24 protein-coding genes are annotated in these 16,962 nt (G+C 60.2%); 13 read left to right on the forward strand and 11 right to left on the reverse strand.

Features of this window, described 5'->3' with window-relative positions; genetic code table 11:
• Positions 1 to 26 precede the first annotated feature (26 nt).
• The 8 genes from EN869_RS03155 to EN869_RS03190 all read left to right on the forward strand — a co-directional run bounded on the left by EN869_RS03155 (position 27) and on the right by EN869_RS03190 (position 5,739).
• Positions 27 to 2,528, forward strand: coding sequence for a hypothetical protein (locus EN869_RS03155; protein ID WP_128334356.1), 2,502 nt, complete (start codon positions 27 to 29; stop codon positions 2,526 to 2,528).
• Positions 2,529 to 3,145: 617 nt separating this feature from the next.
• On the forward strand, positions 3,146 to 3,403 hold the full coding sequence (locus tag EN869_RS03165; RefSeq protein ID WP_128334354.1) for a hypothetical protein: 258 nt from the start codon (positions 3,146 to 3,148) through the stop codon (positions 3,401 to 3,403).
• A gap of 2 nt (positions 3,404 to 3,405) precedes the next feature.
• A complete protein-coding gene (locus EN869_RS03170) occupies positions 3,406 to 4,068 on the forward strand; it encodes a lysozyme (protein ID WP_128334353.1) in 663 nt (220 codons plus the stop codon).
• Positions 4,069 to 4,165: 97 nt separating this feature from the next.
• Positions 4,166 to 4,540: a hypothetical protein gene (locus EN869_RS03175; RefSeq protein WP_128334352.1), complete on the forward strand. Its 375-nt coding sequence runs from the start codon at positions 4,166 to 4,168 to the stop codon at positions 4,538 to 4,540.
• A 43-nt stretch (positions 4,541 to 4,583) separates the two neighbouring features.
• Positions 4,584 to 4,769 (forward strand): anaerobic dehydrogenase, encoded by a 186-nt coding sequence (locus EN869_RS03180; protein ID WP_245517758.1) that lies wholly within the window; start codon positions 4,584 to 4,586, stop codon positions 4,767 to 4,769.
• On the forward strand, positions 4,766 to 5,065 hold the full coding sequence (locus tag EN869_RS03185) for a hypothetical protein (protein WP_128334351.1): 300 nt from the start codon (positions 4,766 to 4,768) through the stop codon (positions 5,063 to 5,065). Before EN869_RS03180 ends, EN869_RS03185 begins: the two co-directional genes overlap by 4 nt.
• Positions 5,066 to 5,186: 121 nt before the next feature.
• Positions 5,187 to 5,348, forward strand: coding sequence for a hypothetical protein (locus tag EN869_RS34285; RefSeq protein WP_189384622.1), 162 nt, complete (start codon positions 5,187 to 5,189; stop codon positions 5,346 to 5,348).
• Positions 5,338 to 5,739 carry a type II toxin-antitoxin system death-on-curing family toxin gene (locus EN869_RS03190; protein ID WP_128334350.1) on the forward strand — a complete coding sequence of 134 codons (402 nt, stop codon included), beginning with the start codon at positions 5,338 to 5,340 and terminating at the stop codon, positions 5,737 to 5,739. The genes EN869_RS34285 and EN869_RS03190 overlap by 11 nt, the downstream gene beginning before the upstream one ends.
• Before the next feature lie 149 nt (positions 5,740 to 5,888).
• Here EN869_RS03190 and EN869_RS03195 read toward each other — a convergent pair whose 3' ends face one another.
• The 6 genes from EN869_RS03195 to EN869_RS03220 all read right to left on the reverse strand — a co-directional run bounded on the left by EN869_RS03195 (position 5,889) and on the right by EN869_RS03220 (position 9,067).
• Positions 5,889 to 6,206 (reverse strand): hypothetical protein, encoded by a 318-nt coding sequence (locus EN869_RS03195; RefSeq protein WP_128334349.1) that lies wholly within the window; start codon positions 6,204 to 6,206, stop codon positions 5,889 to 5,891.
• A complete protein-coding gene (locus EN869_RS03200) occupies positions 6,203 to 6,646 on the reverse strand; it encodes a MucR family transcriptional regulator (protein ID WP_128334348.1) in 444 nt (147 codons plus the stop codon). The genes EN869_RS03195 and EN869_RS03200 overlap by 4 nt, the downstream gene beginning before the upstream one ends.
• A gap of 107 nt (positions 6,647 to 6,753) precedes the next feature.
• Positions 6,754 to 7,191 (reverse strand): hypothetical protein, encoded by a 438-nt coding sequence (locus tag EN869_RS03205; RefSeq protein ID WP_128334347.1) that lies wholly within the window; start codon positions 7,189 to 7,191, stop codon positions 6,754 to 6,756.
• 168 nt (positions 7,192 to 7,359) lie between these two features.
• Positions 7,360 to 7,572, reverse strand: coding sequence for a hypothetical protein (locus EN869_RS03210; RefSeq protein WP_128334346.1), 213 nt, complete (start codon positions 7,570 to 7,572; stop codon positions 7,360 to 7,362).
• A gap of 1 nt (position 7,573) precedes the next feature.
• Positions 7,574 to 8,695, reverse strand: coding sequence for a tyrosine-type recombinase/integrase (locus tag EN869_RS03215; protein ID WP_245517759.1), 1,122 nt, complete (start codon positions 8,693 to 8,695; stop codon positions 7,574 to 7,576).
• A gap of 123 nt (positions 8,696 to 8,818) precedes the next feature.
• Positions 8,819 to 9,067 (reverse strand): helix-turn-helix transcriptional regulator, encoded by a 249-nt coding sequence (locus EN869_RS03220; RefSeq protein ID WP_348632359.1) that lies wholly within the window; start codon positions 9,065 to 9,067, stop codon positions 8,819 to 8,821.
• Between the two features lie 71 nt (positions 9,068 to 9,138).
• On the opposite strand from EN869_RS03220, the gene EN869_RS03225 reads away from it, so the two are divergent.
• The 3 genes from EN869_RS03225 to EN869_RS03235 all read left to right on the forward strand — a co-directional run bounded on the left by EN869_RS03225 (position 9,139) and on the right by EN869_RS03235 (position 10,214).
• Positions 9,139 to 9,399 (forward strand): hypothetical protein, encoded by a 261-nt coding sequence (locus EN869_RS03225; protein WP_128334344.1) that lies wholly within the window; start codon positions 9,139 to 9,141, stop codon positions 9,397 to 9,399.
• A 191-nt stretch (positions 9,400 to 9,590) separates the two neighbouring features.
• Positions 9,591 to 9,887: a hypothetical protein gene (locus EN869_RS03230; RefSeq protein WP_128334343.1), complete on the forward strand. Its 297-nt coding sequence runs from the start codon at positions 9,591 to 9,593 to the stop codon at positions 9,885 to 9,887.
• A gap of 135 nt (positions 9,888 to 10,022) precedes the next feature.
• Positions 10,023 to 10,214, forward strand: coding sequence for a hypothetical protein (locus EN869_RS03235; RefSeq protein ID WP_128334342.1), 192 nt, complete (start codon positions 10,023 to 10,025; stop codon positions 10,212 to 10,214).
• 204 nt (positions 10,215 to 10,418) lie between these two features.
• Here the strand turns inward: EN869_RS03235 and EN869_RS03240 are convergent, their stop codons facing one another.
• The 4 genes from EN869_RS03240 to EN869_RS03255 form a co-directional block, all read right to left on the reverse strand.
• Positions 10,419 to 12,383, reverse strand: a complete 1,965-nt coding sequence (locus EN869_RS03240; RefSeq protein WP_127228551.1) for an acetyl/propionyl/methylcrotonyl-CoA carboxylase subunit alpha — start codon at positions 12,381 to 12,383, stop codon at positions 10,419 to 10,421.
• 49 nt (positions 12,384 to 12,432) lie between these two features.
• Positions 12,433 to 12,807, reverse strand: a complete 375-nt coding sequence (locus EN869_RS03245) for a hypothetical protein (protein WP_127228550.1) — start codon at positions 12,805 to 12,807, stop codon at positions 12,433 to 12,435.
• A gap of 120 nt (positions 12,808 to 12,927) precedes the next feature.
• Positions 12,928 to 13,458 (reverse strand): O-acetyl-ADP-ribose deacetylase, encoded by a 531-nt coding sequence (locus EN869_RS03250; RefSeq protein ID WP_127228549.1) that lies wholly within the window; start codon positions 13,456 to 13,458, stop codon positions 12,928 to 12,930.
• A 2-nt stretch (positions 13,459 to 13,460) separates the two neighbouring features.
• Positions 13,461 to 15,068: a carboxyl transferase domain-containing protein gene (locus EN869_RS03255; protein WP_127228548.1), complete on the reverse strand. Its 1,608-nt coding sequence runs from the start codon at positions 15,066 to 15,068 to the stop codon at positions 13,461 to 13,463.
• 13 nt (positions 15,069 to 15,081) lie between these two features.
• Here EN869_RS03255 and EN869_RS03260 point away from each other — a divergent pair, with 13 nt between their 5' ends.
• On the forward strand, positions 15,082 to 15,426 hold the full coding sequence (locus EN869_RS03260) for a type II toxin-antitoxin system HicA family toxin (RefSeq protein WP_245489530.1): 345 nt from the start codon (positions 15,082 to 15,084) through the stop codon (positions 15,424 to 15,426).
• Positions 15,423 to 15,791, forward strand: a complete 369-nt coding sequence (locus tag EN869_RS03265) for a type II toxin-antitoxin system HicB family antitoxin (protein WP_127228546.1) — start codon at positions 15,423 to 15,425, stop codon at positions 15,789 to 15,791. The genes EN869_RS03260 and EN869_RS03265 overlap by 4 nt, the downstream gene beginning before the upstream one ends.
• Here EN869_RS03265 and EN869_RS03270 read toward each other — a convergent pair.
• Positions 15,788 to 16,951, reverse strand: coding sequence for an isovaleryl-CoA dehydrogenase (locus EN869_RS03270; RefSeq protein ID WP_127228545.1), 1,164 nt, complete (start codon positions 16,949 to 16,951; stop codon positions 15,788 to 15,790). The genes EN869_RS03265 and EN869_RS03270 overlap by 4 nt on opposite strands.
• Positions 16,952 to 16,962 lie beyond the last annotated feature (11 nt).

Consider the following 16,962-nt stretch of genomic DNA (forward strand, 5'->3'; position numbering starts at 1 on the left):
ACTGCAGAACTAATTTTGAGGATATCTTGATGGTAGACCTGGCGAATACCGTATTCAGAGATTTCGTTACCGATGGCGTGCCGTCGTCCGGTGCAAACAAGACGCGCAAGAGCGACGTCCGTCAATGGGGCGCCTATCTCGAATCCCTTGCCACGCTTTCCTACACCAATGGCAAGGTGTATCCGACCAAGGCGGCATTGGACGCCGACCTTGCGCCTGCCGCCAATACGCCGGCATTGGTAATTGGCGACGGAGCCAACGACGGCCTTTATATGAAGGTCGGCGCCACCATGGCGGGTTCGTGGACCCGTCTTGTCGACTTCGTGCCAGGCACGCAGATTGTTCATGCTGTTGATGCCGGGGCTGGCACGCCGAATGCCATCATAGCTACGAGCTCCATCAGCCTGTCGCCATCCGGCTCGCAACTTGTACGCCTCGATGTCTTTGAGACGAATACTGGCCCGGTTTCGGTTGCCTTCAATGGCGCGACACCCATGCCCATTAAGACGGCCTCAGGCAGTGATCCGGTGCCGGGCGGGCTGGTGCCTGGTGCTGTGCTGGGCACCATCTCTGGCGGCACGTTCAGGCTTTTGTCTGATCAGGCCAGCGCGGCGATTGTTGCTGCGGCTGAGGTTTGGGCCAATGCCGCTGACGCGAGCGCTACCGCTTCTGACGCCGCCGCGACTCGTTCGCAAGGCTACGCCGCCTTGGCCGGTGCCGCGCTGGCTCCGCTGACTTTTGCGACTGTTGCATCTTTGCTGGCGGATACGGTTCTCTCGTATACGGCCGGCGGTGGCCATGTGGTGGTTGGTTCGGGCGATATCATCCAGGCGCAGGGTTTCCGCTACCAGGTAGCGGCCTCGGGTGCCAGTGACCATAATCTGATCACTGCCGGCGGCGTGAAGCTGTATGCGATCATCCCCGTTGCGGGTCTTGACCCTCGTCAACTCGGCGCCCCTGCGAATGGCATAAATGATGACGCGCCCTTTGTCGAAGCGGCTTGGTTGCTCTCCAAGCACGTCAAACTTGGTGCCGGCGTCTCATATCTCTGGAAGAGCGTCATAGGCATCCCGAACCAGACGCTGTACGCACTCGACCACTATGTACTCAGCGGTCAAGGCGCGACTGTCGTAATGGACGGCGTGGCCGCCGGTGCTGAGTTTCTGACCAGCGCGTCCGCAAAGGCCACTCCCAACAGCACATCCGATTTGTACACAGCGAAAGTCCAGATTTCCGGCATTAACTGGAAACAAGTATCTTCCTCTGTGATCATAAACGGGGACCGCATATACAACGTGTCCTTCGTCGGGAACAACTGCGCTGGCATCACCAGCGTGATCAAGAGCTTTCGATCACGACTTGGCAACACCAATGGCTATCTGCAGTCAGTTTCGTTATCTGACAATGATTTCGCTAACGTCACCAAGATCGTAGACGCAAAGCGCTGCTACAATTTTAGGTGGGTAAACAACCGGGCGGAAGCTTGCACTGCGGGTGTCTACGTCGATGGACCCGATGACGCCGCTGTAATCGGCTTCTCCATGATGGGTGGCAGTTTCGAGGGCGGCGGTCTATCCGTTAAACTTGGGAAGTCATACGGTGTTGGTATTCGAAACATGTACTTCGAATCGAACACGCTCGGAGACGTAGCCACCGAGAAATGCGAAATACTCGTAGGGGATACTACTCAGGCCAGTTCGGGTAGCGTGCTGGTCGATGGATGCAGTTTCGGTACGACTTCCGATCAGAGAGCCGACGTTAACTACGCTTGCATCAAGACACGTTCCACCGGTACCAATGCTAACATCGGTGCCCTCGAGGTTCGCAATTGCTGGACAAGCGGCGTGCGCCTGTGGGGATATGCGGCAGTCCTGGTGCAGTCTGGTAATACAATCGGAGCGGCCCTGACAGGTGGTCGCCAGTTCAGCCCGGCTCCAACATCTCCGGCAGCAATCCGACGCACTTATAATGCCTCGCTCGATCAGCGCCTCGTATCTGACAACAATGTTAGCGGTGTGTTCAGCATCGCAGATATCAAGGTACAGGACGTGCTCGATTATGCAGACAGAGCAACAGGCCGTCGTGATGCTAGCGGAACCATCCTGGTTCGCATGGGAATGTTGACTGCGGTCGGTGGTGTCGAGTTCGGAGCGGCTTTGGCGGTGATCGATTTTGTCGCCATGAGCAGTTCCAACGGTGTGAACGACGCGCAGACGCCAACTGATGACTGCTACATTGCGTTCACTCTTCGGAGCTTCGTGCAAATCCCTGCAAGCTTGGCGATCGAAGCGGCGTTCGGCAGTTCAACCAAGGCGTTCTTCACCTCTCCTGCGCTCACCGTTTCCCGCACCGGCAACGTATACACGCTAAAACTGTCTGGATACGCAAACCAGACCATCCCGAATTATGGTGCAGCGACGGTTATGTGTTCCTCGGTATCCATGGAGATCGACAGTGTGTCCCCGTATAGCGTTCGCGGCGTACCGGCCTCTCTGATCGCCCCCGGCGGCGCGTCGGCTGTGAACTAAGGTTCTTTATCGCGGCCTTTCCTTTCCCTGATGCGTGGCTCGACGCTTGGACGCGCACTACCGTGTGACCGATCGCTTTGCTACACATCCTCCCCGAGTCTCTCGGGGAGGCCGTTCTTGCGATGTTCAAGTTTTGTCTTATTGCCTTGGCCTTGACGATGTTTGGTGTTCAGCCGACTTTCGCTCAGAACACCCCATGCAGTGGGGACAAGGGCGGAATTTCAAACTGCCAGGGCAGAACCTTCATTTGCAATGACGGCTCAGTCAGTGCCAGCAGAAAGAATTGCTCGGTCTACACGGGCGGGGCGTCGGACCCGCTTGGTCTCATGGATGGCTCTGCTGAGATGGCCCCAACCATTGAACGGGGCGAATGCAATTGCCGGGACGGCCACTACTGCACCGGTCCTCGCGGCGGACGCTTCTGCATCACAGATAGCGGCGGCAAGAGTTATCTCAACAAAAACTGAGATAGCGCGACTTTTTCAAAGCCGATTTAAGATCGATCCCTGAATCAGAACAAGACTACTGATCGCCAGGGACAGAAATCCAGCGCACGTGCTGGACCAAATCCCGGCGATCGCACAGTCGCGGGCAACTCCCCAACATTAGGAAAATCTATGCGCCTCTTACCAGATTGGCGCCGCGCACTCGCGCGCGCCTGGTCGTGCGTCCGCGCGCGGCTCATCCCCGACGTTGAGCGGGTGCTTAAGCGCGCCTGGTCACTGCGGTTCATCGAACTCGCCGCGGCTGTAGACATCATCCTGAACACCGTCCCGTCCATGGACTTCCTGCCGTGGTGGCTAACGCTGCTGTTGCTTGGCGGTGCGTGGACGGCACGCCTCATCTGGCAGCCCGATCCTGCCGAGAAGGATTAACAATGCCAATCAATAAGATCCTGCCGACGAGGCGGGCAAAGCAGGCTATTGCCGCTGTTGTTGTAGCGGCCGGCATCGGTGCTGGTGGTTGGGGCGGCTACAGCCACCAGCCAGCACCTGCACCTGCGGCTATCCACCGAACCGTCATTACGCCAGCGATGGAAATTCGCGCGGCGATTGACAAGGGCTACGTGCCGCCCGCGGTCAAGCTTGCCGTCGACTACCTTATCCGACCGTGGGAGGGCTTGCGCCTGACCGCATACCAGGACTCGGTCAAGGTTTGGACGATCTGCTACGGCGAGACGCTCGGCGTCCACAAGGGCATGCACGCCACCAAAGAGCAGTGCGAAGACAAGCTGATTCAGCGCGTGATCTTCGACTATTACCTCCCGCTGATCGACGGCGTTGATGGTTACATCGATGCGCCGATCTCGCTTCAGGCGTCGATGATCTCGGGCGCCTATAACTACGGCGTCCAGCGTCAAATCGATTCCACCACTGCAGACCGTGTGGGCGAGCGCCGCTACCACGACGCCTGCCTTGCCCAGACCGCATTCAACAAGGCAGGTGGCCGCGTACTGCCCGGTTTGGTGAAGCGTCGTGAGAACGGTGACATCGATCGTATCGGGGAGGCCGAGCTTTGCGTCTCGGGGTTGGTGAACTGATGGACGGTCTTTCCAACGTCGTTGAGAAGCTAATCCGCAATTACGGCTATCCGTTCGCCATTGGTGCCGCCATCGGGTTCGCGCTGGGGCTCCTGCTATGAACTGGCTCGACACAGTGACGGGCGGGTATGCCTCGCTCATTAAGTACGGCCTCATCGCCGCAGTGATCATCGGCGCCTTTGGCTACACCTATCACCTCGGCTCAGCCAACACCGCTGCCGTTTGGTCCGCCAAATACGAGCACCGGGAAGCCGAAATCGCCAAGGCGACCGCCGCCGAAATCTCGCGCATCGACCAGGCCAACGCGCAGGCCAAGGCCACAGAGGCCAAGCGCCTCGAGCAACTCGCGGCGGACAACGCCGCACTCGAACTACAAATCAAGGGACTATCAGATGAAGCGGACGCTGACCCTGATCGCGATCGGCCTGCTTTGTCTAACAGCAGCCGGATGCGTATCGACTCAGTCCATTAAGGTGGCTGTGCCGCCGCCTGTCCTGGCACAACCAGACAGCAAGTTGGCAGCGGCATGCCCCCGTCCGGTGCGCCTGACGCCTGATGGCATCCTTACCCAGCGCACCGTCGAGCGGCTGTGGATTTCGGACCGTAAGGCGCTCATCGATTGCGGGAGCAGCAAGAAAGCGTTGCTCGACTTCTATCATGACCGTGACGCCGCCATCCTCGGCGGGAAGGCAAGCCAGTGACTGCCGATCAAATCATGGCAGCGGTTGCCTTTGGCATCACCGTGATTGGTGCCATCTTTGGCGCATTTTGGAAAATGTGGGGCTTGATCAAAGACGCCGGCGACAAAGGCCTCAAGGCGCAGCAGGATCTCGCCGCGCACAAACTTCACGCTGCGGAAACATTCGCAACGAAGGCCGGCATGCAAGAGCAAACGGCGCAACTGCTTCGGGCCATTGAGGGCGTCGGCAACCGCATTGACGGCTTGCATGAGCGTCTCGATCGCGCATTCGAGCGGCCAACGCGCCGCGCCGGGTAGGGAGGAGATGTATTCAAAAATGCCCATTAGGGCCAAATTCATCGCTCTACGGGTAGTTTCACGAAAACGTTGAAACGGGTTGGGTTGCGCGCTATATCGGGCGTTGGACGGGATCGCGAACATGCGTACTGGTAAGATCATCACGAAAAAGCCGGCTCCAAAGCGCCAGGAGCCCCGCACCGTGTTGGCTGCGCGTCCCCGCTCTGGCCCGACCGACTACACCGCTTTTACGGGCCATGTGATCAAGCGCTTCCCTAAGGTAATCGCCGAACTTGCCAAATGAGCCGCGCTGGCTTGGTTACCAGGCTGTCCTAGACATCAATCGTGCGCACGTTGAGGAGGCAGGGGAGAATCACGCTCTCCTGTTCCCCGAAAAGCTCGAGTCCGCAATTATTCGCCCTCAAAATCTTTTTTACTACGAGGGTGTATACGACATCGTGACACTGTCGGTCTCCCTTATGTTTGGTATCGCGGAGGCTCACGCTTTCGAGCAGGGAAACAAGCGCACCGGCTTCACCTCCGGTCTGGCTTTTCTTTACGAAAACGGCTTCGACTATACAGCCGTTGACGACACTAAGATCGCCATCGACTTCAAGAAGGTCATAACTGGAGGGGCCACGGCCGGCGACTTTGAGGAAATGTTCGCCGAGTTTGTGGTGCCGCTAGAGGACTAGCGTCCGCCGCTCGCCAAACGCGCCGCGCCAGCTAAAAACACGACCCGCCATCCGAAAGGTTGGCGGGTTTTTTGTTGGGCTGCGTCGATCAACAAGTGATTTGGCGCGATGAATAGGCGGGCCGGCGGCACCTTGAGCGCCAGCGCTTTTCAGTCACCTTGGTGAAGCGAATCCTTGGTGCACTTATGCCATTTCATCTGGTAGCCAGCTTGGCCGCGCTTCCCATAACACCAGCCTGCAGCATACAGCCTCTGTTCAACAGCATTGCGATCATCGCACGCTTGCATCGTCTTTGGATCGTCTCCCGGACCGCCCCGACATAAGTCGTTCAGGGCCGTTTCGGACTTAAGCAAAATCCTGACGTTCGCTGGAAGAGAACTTCCGGCGTATGCGGCGGCAGCAGAGCCCAGGGTGGTGACGATGGATATGATGGCAGCAAGTTGCATGAGCCTCATGTCGGCGGTCACCGATTTTTGCCAGCGATCCGCGCCGGCTTAGCCGCCGCCTTCCGCCCGAGCCCACTGGACTTCGCCAGTGCCGAGCGCGTCGCCGCATAGTTTGGCGCCGTCATCGGATAGTCGCGCGCCAGGCCCCATTTCTCGCGATACTCTTCTGGGGTTAGGCCGTAGTGCACGCTGAGGTGCCGCTTTAGCGATTTGAACTTCTTACCGTCCTCGATGCAGACGATATAGTCGGGAAACACTGACCGTTTCGGGTTGACCGCCGGTTCCTGTTTCGGCGCCTCTGCCGCGGTCGGTTGTCCCACACCTGACAACGACGAATGTATCGAGGCAATGAGGTCGGCCAATCCGGCGACAGGGAGGGGATTGTGGCTTACATAGGCGGAAACGATATCGGCGGTGAGTTCCACAAGGTCGATGTTTCCCGCCTCGTTGTGTTCGGTCAATTTACTACCTCCTAAAATATCTCGTAAGCCCGCCACGCTACGCTTTGTAGTGCAAGTTTGCTGACTCGCCAACGGATTTAGATTATTGCCCCTACGTCAAGACACACCTAAAGCACGCCGTATTGCTTGCACATGGATAGCGCGACGTAAGTTTCAGTATCAGTTCCGCCCATGGCGCTGACCATGAAGGTTCGAAGAACCTTGCCCTTGCCACCCGCAAGGTGCGTAAGCATTCCCATAAATGGCTTGTCGCCGGTATAGCCGCCAAAGCTATTTTTCGCATTGACAGTGCCGCAGACCCAAGAACTGTTTGCGTCTTCCTGTGCCGCGACCATGTTGCCGAACCTAGCGCTGTCGGGATCCTTCAAGCTTTCCCGAACGCCTTTCTGAATTACCGTAACCTCCTCGGCGGAAAGTTGTCTTTTGACTGTCTGCTTGACGGTTGGTTGAGCGCCTGCCTGGGTCGGGTGAATAGACGGTGGCGTCGTCTGACATCCCGCAAACGTGGCGCAAAGCGCAAGCGCGGAAACTGTTCTGAATTTCATTGATTTCCCCCTCAACCCAGTGGGCGATGCTGCGATCGAACAATCGTCACAGTCAACAGCCTGTTATCCGCGCTTTTCTCGTTGGAGCTATTTCATCTTCGATCATTTTTCGCTGCCATTCCGGACAGACAAAGACGATGCCCGCGCCGAGGCAGTGAGGGCAGCCGGTCATCCCGTCTTCCCGCTTCGCTGCCAGGGGAGGAAGTGCTCGTCGTAGCCATCGCGCGAAAAGTAGTCGAGCACGCGCTGGCCTTCGGTTGTCTCGAACAGGCCACAGTCTGAGAGCAGAGCTCCAATGATCTGGTAGGCTTGCGCCAATTTCGCATCGAGGTTCTCGATGCGCTGCTCCATCTCGGCTTTGGTCTCCTTTTTGCGTGCCATATCAGGTTCTCGGGAGTAGATCCGTTCGCCTGCCGGTACCCTCAGCGAGCCTGCCAGCCCATCCCAGCGGGTTTTCCCACCACGGCAGCGCTCTGATAGCCGAGGGCACCGGCAACGTATTGATGGCCGCAATAAGCGGCGCTTGCGGCACGTTGGTGTAGTGGCGGCTCATGCTGTCCGCAGCGTGCCCAAGGATCTGGTCCTTGATATACGGGTGCACCCCATTGACCACGAGCTGGGTCGAAACAGAATAGCGCCCTGTGTACGGGCTGATGTCGTTGATGCCGGTCCGCCGGCGCGCGCCTTGGATTGCAGACTTCAAGCCGCCGCCACCGTCTGTCACCTCGCCGTATGGCTTGCCTCGGGGCGTGCGGAAGATGCGCCTGTCGATCGACAGGTTTTTGCGCTTAAGCAGCGACTCGAACATTGGCACCAAGACATCGTGCATCGGCACACCGCGCGGTTCGCCAGTCTTACTGGTGCGAATGACCAACCAACGGCCAGGCCCGTCGACATCATCGGCGGCGAGCGCAAATGCCTCGATAGGTCGCAGGCCGGTATAGAACAGCGTCAGCATGAGCATTGCTGGCGCAGGGCTCATAGACGCCAGGAAGGTCGTTGCGCGGTCATAGGCCACTGGCTTGTTACCGCTGCGCTTGGATGCCCAGCGAGGAACATTCGTTCCTTTAGGATTTCGCGGACGAATCCACTGCTGCGCACTGGCCCACCGCAGCTTGCAGGCATGGTTCCACACAGCGATAAACGGCGTGTAAACTTGTCGGTTTCGAGTTTGTGGCAGGGCCTTCGGCAGCAATTCCTTGGCCAGGCTGTCTAGCTGAGGCTGATCTATCTCGCGAAGTTCAGTTGAACCGAATCGATGTCTCAACGGGCCTAAAAAGCGATCAGACCCACGCCAGTCGAGGTAAGCGTCCGCTGCTTCCCCAAAGGTGACAACGGCGGCGTGGCCGGAGATGCTTTCCTCTATCAGGCGACTTTTGACCGCCTTGATGATTCTCTGCGCACTAGCCTTGTCCGCAACCTTGGTGGACTCGTAAACGTGAATACCGCGCACCGTTCCTCGGATGTACCAAATCTTGCCGCGGCGAAAAAGTTTCAGGGCCACGATGCAGGCCTCCATCGTTCTTCGCGAGTATGGATTCCACAAGTGGGCCTGTCAAGCAACCCTTTGAGATTGCTCACTAATTTGGTAAATTGGTAGGCGAACGTACTTGTGGGCGTTGCCGCGTCACGTGCGCAGTTTGACGCCCGTGCCGTTGATGAATTCAACGCCAGCGGCTTCGAGGGCGGCGCGGATGGCGGCGAGATTGTTGGTACCCGGCGTGCGGCGACCCTTCTCGAAATCAACAATGGTATTGCGTGACAGGTTTGCGGCTAGGGCAAGCACAGCCTGATCCATTTCGATGAGACCGCGAGCCGCTCTGCATTGCGCAGCTGTAATTGTCATGGTGCCCAACCTTGTGCATGGTGTTGACATGCCGCGCTACGTTGGGCATGGTGCGCAAGACTTAGCACAGAGTCGAACAAACGCAACGAGGATCGCACCACATGCTTAACGCAGCCCAACGCACCTTCACGCCCGGCCAGGTCGTTCAGTACGGCGATGGATGGAAAGCATTCGTCCTGGCGCCGGCATGCGCAGCCGGATTTTTGCCGGTCGAAAACATCTATGATGACGATGGCCGGTTTGCGATAGTTGCCGAGAGGGATTTGGAGCCGGCGGAACTGGATGCCGACGAGCTCTATATGTGTGGGCTCGCTGGCGATCGGCCCGTCGGACTTGACATTAATTTGGTAGAGCGGTCCTAATAAAGTCCTGCGCCGGTCTTTGGACCGGTGCCTGGCTTGGCAATGTCTCGCACGCGCAGCCTTCGGGCCAGCCCATTTGAGCGAGACTTCACCTTAAAACGTATGCCCGCGAAGGCGGGGACGACTGATTGTGTCGGCTGCAATGGTGCGGCTGGCATCAACTCGCGCTTTGCGCATTGAGGAGTGAGCATATGACTGACGCTACCGGAATTGCACACGCTCTGGAAAAAAAGGCAGCTTGGCGACGGGAAAAAGCCAAGCGGCATCCAGAGGACGTTCGCAACATCAAGGCGGCCGAAATGCTTGAAAGCCTGGCCGCTCAGGCTGAAGCGGGTGACATTGACCCCGAACTTTCGGACCGGCTTACAGCGATGCAGAACGAAGGTGACGAAGCTGACGAGAGGGCAGACGAGATCATGACTGCGATTGGGTTTAGTCAGAGGTACGAAAAGATTGACCAGTTCGTTCGAGACATTGTGACTGAATAAGACAATTCAGCAGCACCATCCGGTTGCCGCGCGAGGCCCGCTTTCCGAAAGGGAGGCGGGCTTTTCTCTTTACCCGCGTCGCCAGGCCGGAGTAGCCTTGTCACGGCGGGAGGGCAGACGACGGGAGGAAGTCGCATGCCCAAGTCATTGGACATCAATAAATTCATCGAGGCCGTGTTGCGACGTCAGCGGACGATCGCGTCGATGCACACCATCGCGCCGCAGATACCGATATCAGCGGCCAGGCCGATCGTTCACATGAGGCCCAAGCCGCCAGCCAAGAACAGACCGGCTCCGCCGCAGTTCCGCGGCGCGTCCAACATGTGAGGCAAACCCCGCTTCGGCGGGTTTTTGTGTCGGTTATGATAACCGGCCAAAAGATGCAAAAAAACCACAAAAAAAGCAATGTTTTCAAACGGAAATGGCCGGGCTCGTCCCGGCCATTTTCGTCGCCGTGCTTGGCACAAGTTTAGCAGAGGGGCGCGCTGTCCCCTCGACATCGCTATTTTAGCCGTTCAGCAACTCGGCGCCTCAGCCCTGGCCATCTTCCGCGAACCGTACCAGCACCGTGCCGTCGCTGACTTGCGCGCCTTCGGCCGCGATCTCGGCGATCACGCTGTCATGCGGCGCGGCGATCACGTGCTCCATCTTCATCGCCTCGAGGATCAGGAGCGGCTGACCCTTGATCACGGCATCGCCCGCCGCTGCCCGCACCAGCTTGACCAGTCCCGGCATCGGCGCGCGCAGGCTGCCCGAGGCGGGTCCCGCCTCGTCGGCCTTGGCCAGCGGATCCGGAACCGTGAACGTATAGCTGACCGCACCCTCGAAGACCGTGACGTGGCCGGGCCAGCGGGCCGTGTGTGGCATGGTCCTCAGATCATGCGTGTTCACCGCATCATGCGGCGCCTCCAGCACCACCTGGAAGCGGCCGTCCGGCCGTGCGGAAACCCTGGCCAGGATGTTCTCCTCGCCATGGCGCAGGCGAATGCGGCGCGCGAGCGGGTGGAAATGCGCATAGCCTGAAAGCGTGGACCACGGATCGGCGGCCGCACCCGGCGCGCCGGCGTCGGTCGCGGCAAGTGCCGCCGCGGCGATCGTCTCGTCGCTCGGCGCGGGAATGGCGGTGAGCGCTCCCTGATGCCGGCCGATCAGCCCGGTATCGACATCGCCCGCCGCGAAATCGGCGTCAGCGGCGAGCGCCGCCAGGAAGGCGGTGTTGACGGTCGAGCCGGCCACTTCCGTCAGCGCCAGCGTCTCGCGCAGCGCGCCGAGCGCCGTGGCCCGGTCCTTGGCGTGCACCACCAGTTTGGCGATCATCGGATCGTAGAAGGGCGAGATCGCGTCGCCGGCGCGCACGCCGGTCTCGATGCGCATCGCAGCGCTTTGCGGCGCCGCGTCGGGGAATTTAAGATGATGCAGCGTACCGGTCGCCGGCAGGAACCCTTTCGCGGCGTCCTCGGCATAGAGGCGCGCCTCGAAGGCGTGGCCCGACAGAGCGATTTCAGCCTGCGGCTTCGGCAGTTTCTCGCCGGAAGCGACGCGAAGCTGCCATTCGACGAGGTCGACGCCAGTGACCATCTCGGTGACGGGATGCTCGACCTGCAGCCGCGTGTTCATCTCCATGAACCAGAAGCGGTCGGCCTTGAGTCCCTGCGAGGCATCGACGATGAACTCGATGGTGCCGGCGCCCGAATAGTTGATCGCCTTGGCGGCCTTCACCGCGGCTTCCGCCATCGCCTTGCGCAGCGCGGGCGTCATGCCGGGAGCAGGGGCCTCCTCGATCACCTTCTGGTGGCGGCGCTGCGCCGAGCAGTCGCGTTCGAAAAGATGCACCGCATCGCCGAAATTGTCGCCGAACACCTGCACTTCGATGTGGCGCGGCTTGTCGACATATTTTTCGACCAGCACGCGATCGTCTCCGAACGCGGCTTTCGCTTCGCGCCGCGCGCCTGACAGCGCTTCCGAGAAATCGTCGGGATGGTCGACGCGCCGCATGCCCTTGCCGCCGCCGCCGGCGCGCGCCTTGATCAGCACCGGATAGCCGATCTCGCGCGCCTTGGAAGCGAGCAGCACGATCTCCTGCGCCTCGCCGTGATAGCCGGGCACCACCGGCACGCCAGCCGTTTCCATCAGCCGTTTGGCGGCGTCCTTCAGTCCCATGGCGCGGATCGAGCCGGCGGATGGGCCGATGAAGACCAGCCCTGCCGCCGTCACCTGGTCGACGAAGTCGGGGTTTTCCGACAGGAAGCCATAGCCGGGATGGATGGCTTCGGCGCCGGTGGCGAGCGCTGCCGCGACGATCCTTTCGCCGCGCAGATAGCTTTCGCCGACAGGCGAGGCGCCGATATGCACCGCCTCGTCCGCCATTTCGACATGCAGGGCGCGGGCATCCGCATCCGAATAGACGGCCACGGTGCGCACGCCGAGCTTGCGGGCGGTGCGGATGACGCGGCAGGCGATCTCGCCGCGATTGGCGATCAGGATCTTGCCGAACATGGAGCCTCCCGGATGTGATGCGGGCGGCCCGGACTCGACGTTCGCCCGCCTACTTCGAAGCCGCGATCTGGCAGTAGCCGCCCGCTGCCACCTTGTAGTGCGCCTGAGCGGACTGGCAGGATTTCATCGCCAGATCCTCGGCCGCCTTTTGCGACGGCGCGTTGTAGTGAGTGCCGCACAGGACGTAGCCGTCCCTGACCCGCACAAACGATGTCGTCGCGTATGCCGAATGGCCGCTTGCGGCGATATAAGCCTTGTAGGCCTTGGTGCACGGATCCGTGGCTCTGCCGGACAGCGTCGGCGAAAAGCGCTTGTCGCCCACACTGCCCGACAGCGATCCGGCTGCCTCGGCGGCTGATGCGACAAATATTAGGAACCCTGCAAGTATCGAAACAATCGGCTTCCGGTAATATTTCAAGATCATTTTCACCCAACCCCATTCGCCCAATGCAAGACGAAGAATAGCGAATATTTTTCGCCAGCGCCAGCGGGCGCCTGGAGATTCGCACTTGCCTGTACTGGGGAATCGCTTGGTCCATAAAGTTCAGCCTTTCCCGGTGTCAGCAACGGTTTGCCGGTAAAGTTCCGCTGTCTGGTCGTCGAAGCAGCAGAAAGTAACGACCTCGGGCACCGTGTTTTGTCGCAGGAAGTCGGCAGCCGTGGCCACGGCGATGCTGGTCGCCTCGTCCTTGGGAAAGCGGTAGATGCCGGTCGAGATCGCCGGAAAGGCGATGGTGCGACAGTCATGGTCGCGGGCGATTTCGAGCGAACGCCTATAGCAGGAGGCGAGCAGCTCGGCTTCGCCTTTGCCGCCGCCCTGCCAGACCGGCCCGACCGTGTGGATGACATAGTGCGCCGGCAGCCTATAGCCCTTGGTCAGCTTGGAGTCGCCGGTCTTGCAGCCATTGAGCATGCGGCATTCGGCGACCAGGTCAGGCCCCGCCGCGCGATGAATGGCGCCGTCGACGCCGCCGCCGCCCAGCAACGAGGTATTGGCGGCGTTGACGATGGCGTCGACCGCAAGCTTGGTGATGTCGCCGGTGTGGATGCGGATCCTGTCGCCGAGAACGCCCATCGTCACATCCTGAACACGCCGAATTTCGTTTCCTCGATGCCGGCATTGAGCGCGGCGGAAAGGCTCAGCGCCAGCACGTCGCGGGTCTTGGCCGGATCGATGATGCCGTCGTCCCACAGCCGCGCCGAGGAGTAGAGCGGATGGCCCTCATGCTCATATTTCATCAGGATCGGCTTCCGGAACTTCGTTTCCTCCTCGGTGCTCCATTCGCCGCCCTTGCGTTCGATGCCTTCGCGCTTGACCATGGCAAGCACGGTCGCGGCCTGCTCGCCGCCCATCACCGAGATGCGCGCGTTCGGCCACATCCACAGGAAGCGGGGCGAATAGGCGCGGCCGCACATGCCGTAATTGCCGGCGCCGAACGAGCCGCCGATGATGACGGTGAGCTTCGGCACCTTGGCGGTGGCGACGGCCATGACCAGCTTGGCGCCGTCCTTGGCGATGCCGCCGGCCTCGTATTTCCTGCCCACCATGAAGCCGGTGATGTTCTGCAGGAAGACCAGCGGAATGCCGCGCTGGCAGCAGAGCTCTATGAAATGCGCGCCCTTCAGCGCGCTTTCGGAAAACAAGACACCATTGTTGCCGATGATGCCGACCGGCATGCCATGCAGATGCGCAAAGCCTGTAACCAAGGTCGTCCCGTAGTTCTGCTTGAATTCATCGAACTCCGAGCCGTCGACGAGCCGGGCGATGACCTCGCGCACGTCATAAGGCTGGCGCAGATCCGTCGGCACGACGCCATAGAGTTCATTCGGATCGTGAAGCGGTTGAATCGGTTCCCGCAGATTGAGGCTTACCGCCTTGTTCCGGTTGAGGTTCCTGATGATGCGCCGGCAAATCGCCAGCGCATGCTCGTCGTCCATGGCATAGTGGTCCGCGACCCCGGAAAGCCTGGTGTGGACGTCGGCGCCGCCGAGCTCCTCGGCGCTGACATCCTCGCCGGTGGCCGCCTTCACCAGCGGCGGGCCGCCGAGGAAGATGGTCGCCTGGTTGCGCACCATGATGGTCTCGTCCGACATCGCCGGCACATAGGCGCCGCCCGCCGTGCAGGAACCCATCACGCAGGCGATCTGCGGGATGCCGGCCGCCGACATATTGGCCTGGTTGTAGAAGATGCGGCCGAAATGCTCGCGGTCGGGGAACACCTCGTCCTGGTTGGGTAGATTGGCGCCGCCGCTGTCGACCAGATAGACGCAAGGCAAATTGTTCTGCAGCGCGATCTCTTGTGCCCGGAGATGCTTCTTCACCGTCAGCGGATAATAGGTGCCGCCCTTCACCGTTGCGTCGTTGACGACGACCATCACTTGCGTGCCCTCAACGCGACCGATGCCGGTGATGATGCCGGCGGCGGGAATATCCTCGCCATACATCGACCATGCCGCGAACTGCCCGACTTCGAGGAAGGGCGAGCCGGTATCGAGCAATTGCGCCAGACGCTCGCGCGGCAACAGCTTGCCGCGGCCTTGGTGGCGCTCACGCGCCTCGTCCGAGCCGCCCCGTTCGACGCTTGCCGCCTTCTCGGAAATGTCGGCGACCAGCGCCCGCATGCGCTCGGCATTGGCGCGGAAAGTCTCGGAGGAGGGGGAGATCTGCGAGGTCAAGGCGGGCATTGACAAACCTCAAATGATATCATATTTTAGTATCACTTCGGGCTCTCGCCCTAACCCCAGAGGATTTGACCACAAAGGTATTCGACTGGGGAAGGCGAAAGCCGTGAAAGCAGCGCACCGGCAGACACTGGGCAAGATATTTGCGAACCCGGTCAGTGCCTCAATCAAATGGCGCGACGTCGAGGCATTGCTGATAGCACTTGGAGCGCAAGTGTCGGAAGGTCGTGGATCGCGGGTGCGCTTCACTTTGAACGGGATGACGCTTCGAGTGCATCGACCGCATCCATCGCCAGATACGAAAGCATACGTGGTCCGCGAGATCAGGACTTTCCTGATAGATTCGGGTGTTGAGCTATGAAGCCCTACAAGGGATATCTGGGAACGATCGAGTTCGATGAAAACGACGTTGTGTTTCACGGTCGTATCATAGGTATTCGCGACATCTTCACGTACGAAGCCGATTCGGCAGAAGAATTGCTCAAGGCTTTTCATGAATGCGTTGACGACTACCTCGAATTTTGCGCTGAGCAGAACAAAGAGCCGGAAAAGCCTTTTTCTGGCAAACTCGCTCTGCGCACCACGCCGGAGGTTCATCGTCTTGTCAGCCGGGCCGCTGCCAGTGACGGAAAGTCCATAAATCAATGGGTGTCGGACGCTCTCGCAGAAGCGGCGCGCAAGCGGATCGACGAAGGCTCGACGAAAGTGACGAGCCGGGGACATTAGACCCCATCCGCCATGATCTCGCGGCCGATCAGCCAGCGGCGGATCTCGCTGGTGCCGGCGCCGATCTCGTAGAGCTTGGCATCGCGCAACAGCCGCCCGGTCGGATAGTCATTGATATAGCCGTTGCCGCCGAGCAGCTGGATGGCGTCGAGCGCCATCTGCGTCGCCTTTTCGGCCGCGAAGAGCACGCAGCCGGCGGCATCCTTGCGCGTGGTCTCGCCGCGGTCGCAGGCGGCCGCCACCGCGTAGACATAGGCGCGAGCGGCATTCATCGTCGTGTACATGTCGGCCAGCTTGCCCTGCACCAGCTGGAACGTACCGATCGGCTGGCCGAACTGCTTGCGCTCATGCACGTAAGGGACAGCGACGTCCAGGCAGGCGGCCATCAGCCCGATCGGCCCGCCTGAAAGCACCGCCCTCTCATAGTCGAGCCCCGACATCAGCACCTCGACCCCGCGCCCTTCCTCATGCAGCACGTTTTCGAACGGCACCTCGACATTCTCGAACACCAGCTCGCCGGTGTTGGAGCCACGCATGCCGAGCTTGTCGAGCTTTTGCGCCACCGAAAATCCTGCCATCGTCCTTTCGACGATGAAAGCGGTGATGCCGTGCGAATGGCGGTCCGGATCGGTCTTGGCATAGACCACCATCGTCCCGGCATCGGGACCGTTGGTGATCCACATTTTCGAGCCGTTGAGGACATAGCGGTCGTTGCGCTTTTCAGCGCGCAGGCGAAGCGACACCACGTCGGAGCCGGCGCCGGGCTCCGACATGGCCAGCGCGCCGACGGTTTCGCCCGAGCAGAGGGCGGGCAGGTACTTCTCCTTCTGCGCCTGGGTAGCCCAGCGGTTGATCTGGTTGACGCAGAGGTTGGAATGCGCGCCGTAGGAGAGGCCGACCGAGGCTGATGCGCGCGAAATCTCTTCCATCGCCACGACATGCGCGAGATAGCCCATGCCGCTGCCGCCGAAATCCGGATCGGCGGTGATGCCGAGCAGGCCAAGCGCGCCGAGCTCGCTCCACAGATGCGCGGGGAACTCGTTGCAACGGTCGATCTCCGCGGCAATCGGCGCGATGCGGTCCTGGGCGAAGCGCCGCACGGTGTCGCGCAGGGCCTCTATATCGCTATCAAGTCCAAAGTTCAGCGTATTCGTGTACATGCCGTTCCTCC

The sequence above is a fragment of the Mesorhizobium sp. M2D.F.Ca.ET.226.01.1.1 genome (assembly GCF_004022705.2).
Lineage (GTDB): Bacteria > Pseudomonadota > Alphaproteobacteria > Rhizobiales > Rhizobiaceae > Mesorhizobium.

Bases quoted from the DNA above. Each gene is read 5' to 3' on its own strand.
- EN869_RS03165 (WP_128334354.1), top strand. From the start codon at position 3,146: ATGCGCCTCTTACCAGATTGGCGCCGCGCACTCGCGCGCGCCTGGTCG.
- EN869_RS03170 (WP_128334353.1), top strand. From the start codon at position 3,406: ATGCCAATCAATAAGATCCTGCCGACGAGGCGGGCAAAGCAGGCTATT.
- EN869_RS03175 (WP_128334352.1), top strand. From the start codon at position 4,166: ATGAACTGGCTCGACACAGTGACGGGCGGGTATGCCTCGCTCATTAAG.
- EN869_RS34285 (WP_189384622.1), top strand. From the start codon at position 5,187: ATGCGTACTGGTAAGATCATCACGAAAAAGCCGGCTCCAAAGCGCCAG.
- EN869_RS03205 (WP_128334347.1), bottom strand. From the start codon at position 7,191: ATGAAATTCAGAACAGTTTCCGCGCTTGCGCTTTGCGCCACGTTTGCG.
- EN869_RS03210 (WP_128334346.1), bottom strand. From the start codon at position 7,572: ATGGCACGCAAAAAGGAGACCAAAGCCGAGATGGAGCAGCGCATCGAG.
- EN869_RS03220 (WP_348632359.1), bottom strand. From the start codon at position 9,067: ATGTCAACACCATGCACAAGGTTGGGCACCATGACAATTACAGCTGCG.
- EN869_RS03225 (WP_128334344.1), top strand. From the start codon at position 9,139: ATGCTTAACGCAGCCCAACGCACCTTCACGCCCGGCCAGGTCGTTCAG.
- EN869_RS03230 (WP_128334343.1), top strand. From the start codon at position 9,591: ATGACTGACGCTACCGGAATTGCACACGCTCTGGAAAAAAAGGCAGCT.
- EN869_RS03235 (WP_128334342.1), top strand. From the start codon at position 10,023: ATGCCCAAGTCATTGGACATCAATAAATTCATCGAGGCCGTGTTGCGA.
- EN869_RS03240 (WP_127228551.1), bottom strand. From the start codon at position 12,383: ATGTTCGGCAAGATCCTGATCGCCAATCGCGGCGAGATCGCCTGCCGC.
- EN869_RS03245 (WP_127228550.1), bottom strand. From the start codon at position 12,807: ATGATCTTGAAATATTACCGGAAGCCGATTGTTTCGATACTTGCAGGG.
- EN869_RS03250 (WP_127228549.1), bottom strand. From the start codon at position 13,458: ATGGGCGTTCTCGGCGACAGGATCCGCATCCACACCGGCGACATCACC.
- EN869_RS03255 (WP_127228548.1), bottom strand. From the start codon at position 15,068: ATGCCCGCCTTGACCTCGCAGATCTCCCCCTCCTCCGAGACTTTCCGC.
- EN869_RS03260 (WP_245489530.1), top strand. From the start codon at position 15,082: ATGATATCATATTTTAGTATCACTTCGGGCTCTCGCCCTAACCCCAGA.
- EN869_RS03265 (WP_127228546.1), top strand. From the start codon at position 15,423: ATGAAGCCCTACAAGGGATATCTGGGAACGATCGAGTTCGATGAAAAC.
- EN869_RS03270 (WP_127228545.1), bottom strand. From the start codon at position 16,951: ATGTACACGAATACGCTGAACTTTGGACTTGATAGCGATATAGAGGCC.